The sequence below is a fragment of the Mesorhizobium sp. M7D.F.Ca.US.004.03.1.1 genome, assembly GCF_003998635.1.
In the GTDB taxonomy this organism is placed as follows: Bacteria; Pseudomonadota; Alphaproteobacteria; order Rhizobiales; family Rhizobiaceae; genus Mesorhizobium; species Mesorhizobium loti.
Genome location: NZ_RZQG01000273.1, coordinates 1 through 6,713, shown reverse-complemented (window position 1 = coordinate 6,713; position 6,713 = coordinate 1). Strand labels below are relative to the sequence as shown.

Here is a 6,713-nt window from a genome sequence, read left to right as displayed (position 1 = left end):
GATCCGCCGTCCTCAAATTCACGGAGAGGAATTCACGTGCTGCATCAGCAAGTGCCACAAGCTCTTCTCTGCCCTCGGAATGACCCGATATGATAACCCGCTCGATGATGTCATTGACGGAAAGCCGCCCCAGCCGGTTTTTGAGCGAAAACGCGCTGAGCGCATCGTTGCGCTCGAGATCACTCCGCAGATGGTCAGGAAGCGCATAGTACAGCCGAAGCGACGACACGTTCTCGCACAGCGTGGCGAACTCCCTCGGATCGACTGAATCAAGATTCTCGACGTCCCGGTCAGCATTCGAGAGCGACTGGCCGGGTATGATCGTCCGGATCGTGTCGTAGAGGCCGCCGATGTAGGCGAGGACCCATTTCACGTTGCCGCGCGTCTTTCTCACCAAGGTGTTCAGGAACTGCTGTTGGAGCGGTGTCAGTGCTTCACAGTCGTCAATCAGTATCTTGAAGAAGGGCGCCCTGTCACCGGCGAAAGATGGGCCATTTAAAAGTGGAGTGATCGCGGTCGCGACCTTGTTAATGATCGCGCCAGGGTCTGTTGCTCTGAAGCCGGTCGCTCCGGCATCGGCGGCAAAGAAGAACGCGTTGAAGCATTCGTCGACGTACCGGGTTATCCCACCCCGCAGCTCATCGATGCTGAAGAAGTCGAGACGGGCAGGTTGGGGTATGAAGTGCAGCACTTCGCGATGCAGTGCCAGGGCGACGTCCCTATCTTCGGAGGCCCGGTATTTCAAGTGGCCGTCGCGTCTGAGCTGGCCGATGCTCTCGAGCAGGCGTTCGACTATCTTCAGCTCCAGATAGTGAGAGAAGATTACGAATTGCCGCGGGATCACGGCGGCCGTGTCGAAGCGTATCCGCTCCGGAATGAGGTTCAGAACGGCGTTGTCGATTAGGGGCGAGAATGTCTCATTGAGCTGGAAGAAGACGCCATACCAAGCGAGCTTGCCGACTTGGTCCGAGAGACTTTTGTCTTCAAGAATATGGACTGTGGAAAGCGAGCGAAGAATGCTGGTCTTGCCGCTGCCTCTCGTCCCTGCGACGAAGACCGGCTTGGCGGCGGCAGAAATCAACGCCGACTTCTGACTGAACCACAGTATCGGGCGGCTTTCGTACTCGATCCTGTTGGGGCCGAACGGATTCTCCATCGCTATTCGTCCCTTACCTTAATGCGCCAAGCCGAGTTTGCCTTGGTGAGGCCGTCTATCTCGATGAAGCGCGCCGCTTGGAGCATCAGAAGAGAGTCTTCCAGATCTAGCCCGAGCTCGGCGGAGGCAGCAATCTCAGTGATCTCGTCCCAGAAGAGTAACCCATTCCCGCGCCTGGTGGCATGGTCGCGCAGTCGGCGCAGCAGGTCAAACGTGTCGTTGTTCAGAAAGGCCTTGCCGTTGGACATGGTCGAAATAAAGCAATGTTCGCCTTCCATGACCGTCCCGTCGGCGACATTGGTGCGGTAGGGTATAAGTCGGATGCCGACGAGCTCTCCCTGATCGGTCGTGAAGAAGACGAGCTCATTGAAACCTGACTGTATCTCTGGTGCTGAGATGCAGATCAATTTGCCGTCCGGAAACCTTGGATCGTTGACGATCTCGACCGGATCAGCATGTATGTGTCCATGCAGGTAGACGATAGGCTTGTTGCCCTGCAGCAGCTGAGTTCTGACAAATCCGCTGTTGAGCATCTCCGCGTATGGCGTAATGCGCGGAGTCTTTTGTGGCAGCAGATTGTGATGGCCGATTATGATGCCGTAACGCATGTCGGGCTGCTGGAGCAATTCCTGTAGGCCTGCAAGCATCTCACGCGAGATGTATGGCGTGTCCATCTGACCGTAATACTCGTCGTCGGACGCCTCCTTGTCTGGATCGCTGGGAGGTGTCGCGGGCGAATGTCCCGAGATGTCCGGCGAGCCGAGATCTAGAGGCTCTGTAGAAGGACTGAGTGCCTCGAGACGATCACGAAGGAACGCGGGAAGGTTTTGAAGCTCCCAACTGCCTATCGCTGTGTTGACGAGGATGAAGTTTGCGCCTGCGGATCCTGTCGGAAGTCTGAAGTGCACGGGTTGGTCCACGGGAACGGTCTGCCAACCCAAGCGGGCGGCTAAACTCGCCATTTCGCTGAATTTCTCAGTCGGTCCAAGTTCGCGCGCGTCATCACGGTTCACATCGTGATTTCCCGGTACGAATATCAACGGAAGCGCCTTTGAACTGCGTCCCTGTGCGCGGCAGAGCAACGTGAAATGCTGGAATGCCGAAGCAATGAAGGTCTTGTCGCCACGGCTCGTGAAATCCCCCATGAAGGCGATCGAATCCAAGGGCTTCGAAGTCGTCAGCCGCCGAAGTTTCGTCAAGACGGCACGCAGCGAAGACGCGCGTAGCTTCTGCGTTATTTTCGGAGCGAACTTGCTATCCTTGGCATCGATGTTGCTAGAGGAAGGATGCCAGTCCGGATAGTGAATATCGCCTACTTGAAGGATTCGCACCCGCCGCATAACTCGCCCCCCTGCCGAGAGCCATAGACTAATCCGTTCGCTTTTGCCAAGCGCGAACGATCATCCGCAGTGTCCTTAACGAGGTAGCCTGCACTTTTCGAGAATTGCCACGGCGGCTATTTTTCGGCTGTGAAGCACACGAGACCCGTGACGTGAGACCCAGTTGCTCAATGCCCAGTTGCTCAATGAGCTTTCTTACGAATAAGGGAGAATTTCCGCGGCCGGACTATCTCTGAGCGAGCGTGCATGACTGCCAACGGAAGGTCTTGCACGCACCCTTGCGATCTTGAGCAATGGTCGCCATGACTTTCTTCTTGCAGGCTTTTGAGTGGCCCAGCCTGCGATCACCAGACCCCACCGATTCTAAAGAGCGTGGCAGATGGGATAGTCGAGGTTGCCCGTGCACAGTCACGCTCAGGGCTTGCGCCGCCCAGAGGACACGCTGAAAAGGCAGATTGGGGCGCAAGCACGCCATTCACGAGAGGTTCGACATGAAGACCATGCAAGAAAAAGACATTCCGGCATTCGTACAAGCAGTTGTGGACGCCGGCTGCAAAATTTGCGCGATTGGCAACTTGGGATACGTCTTTGGCGATGCTGATTTCACGCCAGCGCAACGGAGGGCCGTCGAGCCACAGCTGCGTAGGATTGCTGAAATCTACGGCGAACGCGATCATCTCATGAACGAGATAGCTGTATATCTGCGGTCGATCGGACGCCATGTCGAGGTTGAGCCGAAGACAGGTATTTCCTGATGGCCGTGATCGCGAGAAGCCGTCTTCCAACCTCTGAATCCTAAAGGAGGTGACCCCCAAGGCCGTTCGTCACCTTCGACCAGAATAACCACATCCGTGACCGCCTGAGCTACTTGGTCGATACGCGCACATGGCCAATACAGTTTCTCCATCCTTCACGAAGCGAATGAGGCTTTGGCCATTCAGCCCCGGTCTACGGGGCGTGACTTGTCCCCGATGCATGCGCGAGCTCTCCGCCCGGCTGGCCGCCGGTCGTCGCCACCGGCCGAAGGCGCCCGAATGCGCTTGACAAGATAGCGTCAGCCCGTTCAACCTAAGGCATTCACCAGGGGAGTCCCGGCAAGGGGCTGAGATACTGCTGGCTTTCGCGGCGCAGTGACCCGTTGAACCTGATCCAGTTCATACTGGCGTAGGGACGGTGCAAGCGCTTTGCGGGAGTTTACGCCCGAGGTCCTGTTGCAGCAGGTCTACAGAAGCGTCTTTTCATCCTTCCGGCACAGAACTGGGTCTCCAATGCATGAGCAAAGGAGCCTCACGATGAATGCCCTCACCCCCGCCGTATCGACGGGACCACTGCCCGCCTCGCGGAAAATCCACAAGCCCGGCGTCCTCTACCCGCAGATCAGGGTGCCGATGCGCGAGATTTCCGTCCATCCGACGGCCGGCGAACCGCCCGTCACCGTCTACGATCCGTCCGGCCCCTACACCGATCCATCAGTCGAAACCAGCATCGAAAAAGGCCTTGCCCGGCTTCGCCACGAATGGGTCACGGCGCGTGGCGATGTCGAAGCCTATGACGGCCGCCACGTCCGGCCGGAAGACAATGGATTCGCCACCGGCGAGCGCCTGACACCGGAATTTCCGATACGCAATCGGCCGCTCAAGGCCAAGCAGGGCAAGGCGGTGACCCAACTTGCCTATGCGCGCGCCGGCATCATCACGCCAGAAATGGAGTTCGTAGCCATCCGCGAGAATCTCGGCCGCGAGGTGATGCGCGGCAAGCTGCAACGCGACGGCGAAGCCTTCGGCGCGGCGATCCCAGATTTCGTCACACCCGAATTCGTGCGCGACGAGGTGGCGCGCGGGCGCGCAATCATTCCCGCCAACATCAATCATCCCGAGAGCGAGCCGATGATCATCGGTCGCAATTTTCTGGTCAAGATCAACGCCAACATCGGTAACTCGGCTGTCACATCGTCGATGGCCGAAGAGGTCGAAAAAATGGTCTGGGCTATCCGCTGGGGCGCGGACACGGTGATGGACCTGTCGACCGGCCGCAACATCCACAACATCCGCGACTGGATCGTGCGCAATGCGCCGGTGCCGATCGGTACGGTGCCGCTCTATCAGGCGCTGGAAAAGGTCAACGGCATCGCCGAGGATCTGAACTGGGAGGTCTACCGCGACACGCTGATCGAGCAGGCCGAGCAAGGCGTCGACTATTTCACCATCCACGCCGGCGTGCGGCTGCACTACATCCCGCTGACCGTCGACCGGGTCACGGGCATCGTCTCGCGCGGCGGCTCGATCATGGCCAAATGGTGCCTGCACCATCACCGGGAGAGCTTCCTCTACGAGCATTTCGAGGAGATCTGCGACATCGCCAGAGCCTATGACGTCTCCTTCTCGCTCGGCGACGGCCTTCGTCCCGGTTCAATCGCCGATGCGAACGACGCGGCGCAATTCGCCGAACTGGAAACACTTGGAGAACTCACCAAGATTGCCTGGGCAAAGGACTGCCAGGTGATGATCGAAGGCCCGGGCCATGTCCCCATGCACAAGATCAAGCAGAACATGGACAAGCAGCTCGCAGTGTGCGGTGAGGCGCCGTTCTACACGTTGGGGCCGCTGACGACCGACATCGCGCCGGGCTATGACCACATCACCTCAGGGATAGGTGCCGCCATGATAGGCTGGTTCGGCACCGCAATGCTTTGCTACGTCACGCCGAAAGAGCATCTCGGCCTTCCCGACCGCAACGACGTCAAGATTGGCGTGATCACCTACAAGATAGCCGCCCATGCAGCCGATCTGGCGAAGGGCCATCCGGCAGCGAAAACCAGGGATGATGCCCTTTCGCGCGCGCGCTTCGAGTTCCGCTGGGAGGACCAGTTCAACCTGTCGCTCGACCCCGAAACCGCACGGTCCTTCCACGACCAGACCTTGCCCAAGGAGGCGCACAAGCTGGCACATTTTTGTTCGATGTGCGGGCCGAAATTCTGCTCCATGCGCATTTCCCACGACATCCGTGCCGAGGCCCAGAAGGAAGGCATGGCGGCAATGGCGGCAAAATACCGGGAGGGCGGCGATCTCTACATGCAGGCGGACGAGACTGGCGTACCGGTCGTGCCAGAGGCTCCCAAACCATCATGAGGGTGCTCGTCAAAGGGGCCGGCGTTGCCGGCCTCACCGTCGCTTTCGAACTCGCCGCCCGCGGCGCGACGGTCACCGTCGCCGAGATGCGGCATGGCCTTGGTGGCAACGCGTCGTGGTTCGCCGGCGGCATGCTGGCGCCATGGTGCGAGCGCGAAAGCGCGGAGCAGCCGGTGCTGGATCTCGGACGCGATGCTGCCGACTGGTGGGATGCGGTGCTGTCGGGTCAGGTGACACGGGCCGGGACATTGGTCGTGGCCGCGCCGCGTGATGCCGGTGAGCTTGACCGGTTCGCCAGTCGCACGTCAGGGCATCGGCGCGTCGATGAAAACGAAATTGCGCTCCTGGAACCCGACCTCGCCGGCCGCTTCCGGCGTGGATTGCTCTTCCCCGACGAGGCTCACCTCGACCCACGCCCGGCGATGGCGGCACTTCATGACAAGCTTGCGACCATGGGTGTCAAATTCCACTTCGGCTGCGACGCCCGGCCTGTTTCGGGATTCGCCCGTCAGATAGACTGCATGGGAATGGCAGCGGCCGATGACAGGCTGCGCGGTGTTCGCGGCGAAATGCTGATCCTTCGCACGCCTGATGTCTCGCTGTCGCGGCCGGTCCGTTTGCTTCATCCACGCTTTCCGCTTTATGCCGTGCCGCGCACCGATCACCGTTTCATGATCGGAGCGACGATGATTGAAAGCCAGAGCGCCGGACCGGTGACGGCGCGTTCCATGATGGAGCTGCTGGGCGCCGCCCATGCCCTCCATCCGGCCTTTGGTGAGGCCGAGATCGTTGAAACCGGTGTGGGTGTCCGTCCGGCATTTCCCGACAATTTGCCACGCGTCGAAACAGACGGTGAGATCATCGCGATCAACGGTCTTTATCGTCACGGTTTTCTCCTCGCCCCCGCCATGGCGCGCCAGGCTGCCGACCTGGTTTTCAGTCAAGACAGAACCAAGGAGCATGCTCATGAAACTGATGGTCAACGGCGAGGCGCGTGAGATTGCCGCCACCACGCTGGCCGAGTTGCTTGCCGCGCTCGACTATGAGGGCGATTGGCTCGCCACCGCCGTCAACAGCGACCTCGTGCAC

At 59.5% G+C, this 6,713-nt stretch carries 6 protein-coding genes and 1 riboswitch; of the genes, 4 read left to right on the top strand and 2 right to left on the bottom strand.

The features are described from left to right. Positions 1–1,156, bottom strand: a 1,156-nt coding sequence (locus tag EN935_RS16845) for a hypothetical protein (RefSeq protein ID WP_164771167.1), incomplete at its 3' end; no start/stop codon positions are given. Positions 1,157–1,158: 2 nt separating this feature from the next. Continuing rightward, positions 1,159–2,496 carry a metallophosphoesterase gene (locus EN935_RS16840; RefSeq protein ID WP_063169413.1) on the bottom strand — a complete coding sequence of 446 codons (1,338 nt, stop codon included), beginning with the start codon at positions 2,494–2,496 and terminating at the stop codon, positions 1,159–1,161. A gap of 491 nt (positions 2,497–2,987) precedes the next feature. On the opposite strand from EN935_RS16840, the gene EN935_RS16835 reads away from it, so the two are divergent. From EN935_RS16835 to EN935_RS16815, 4 genes are all read left to right on the top strand, one after another. Continuing rightward, positions 2,988–3,251, top strand: a complete 264-nt coding sequence (locus EN935_RS16835) for a hypothetical protein (protein ID WP_082826710.1) — start codon at positions 2,988–2,990, stop codon at positions 3,249–3,251. A 317-nt stretch (positions 3,252–3,568) separates the two neighbouring features. Continuing rightward, positions 3,569–3,685: riboswitch (TPP riboswitch) on the top strand. 103 nt (positions 3,686–3,788) lie between these two features. Next, positions 3,789–5,624: a phosphomethylpyrimidine synthase ThiC gene (thiC, locus tag EN935_RS16825; RefSeq protein ID WP_063169414.1), complete on the top strand. Its 1,836-nt coding sequence runs from the start codon at positions 3,789–3,791 to the stop codon at positions 5,622–5,624. Further along, a complete protein-coding gene (thiO, locus tag EN935_RS16820; RefSeq protein ID WP_063169415.1) occupies positions 5,621–6,622 on the top strand; it encodes a glycine oxidase ThiO in 1,002 nt (333 codons plus the stop codon). The genes thiC and thiO overlap by 4 nt, the downstream gene beginning before the upstream one ends. Then, a partial coding sequence (locus EN935_RS16815) for a MoaD/ThiS family protein (protein ID WP_206534529.1) occupies positions 6,591–6,713 on the top strand: 123 nt, incomplete at its 3' end. The genes thiO and EN935_RS16815, both read left to right, overlap by 32 nt.